The sequence below is a fragment of the Corallococcus sp. 4LFB genome (genome assembly GCF_046520365.1).
In the GTDB taxonomy this organism is placed as follows: domain Bacteria; phylum Myxococcota; class Myxococcia; order Myxococcales; family Myxococcaceae; genus Corallococcus; species Corallococcus caeni.
In genome coordinates, this window is record NZ_JBKGHJ010001220.1 from 1 (window position 1) to 552 (window position 552).

Consider the following 552-nt stretch of genomic DNA (forward strand, 5'->3'; position numbering starts at 1 on the left):
CCCCGTGCAGCAGCGCGCCCCACAGCTCCAGCGTCGAGGCGTCGAAGGCCACCGGGCCCGTCTGCGACCAGACCGCGTCCGGCCCGAAGCGCATGAAGCCGTTGCCCACCACCAGCCGGGTGATGCCCTGGTGCGGAACGCAGACGCCCTTCGGGCGGCCCGTGCTGCCGGACGTGAAGATGATGTACGCGAGGTCCAGGCCCCCGACCTCCACGTCCGGCGCCGTCTCCGGATGGCGGGAGAGGGCCTCCCACGCCGTGTCCACGCAGAGCGGTGCCCCCGCGCCGGCCGGCAGCTTCTCCACCAGCGCCTGCTGCGTCAGCGTCACCCCGACGCCCGCATCCTCCAGCAAGAGCGCGATGCGCTCCGCCGGGTAGTTGCGGTCCACCGGCACGTACGCGCCTCCCGCCTTCAGGGTGGCCAGCAGCCCCACCACCATCTCCAGCGAGCGCTCCACGTACACGCCCACCCGCGTGCCGCGCTTCACGCCCAGCTCCCGCAGGTGGTGCGCCAGCTGGTTCGCCTTCGCGTCCAGCTCGCCGTACGTCAGCG

1 protein-coding gene is annotated in these 552 nt (G+C 73.2%); it reads right to left on the reverse strand.

The features are described from left to right. Positions 1-552, reverse strand: a 552-nt coding sequence (locus tag ACLEQD_RS45025) for an AMP-binding protein (RefSeq protein ID WP_410392011.1), incomplete at both ends; no start/stop codon positions are given.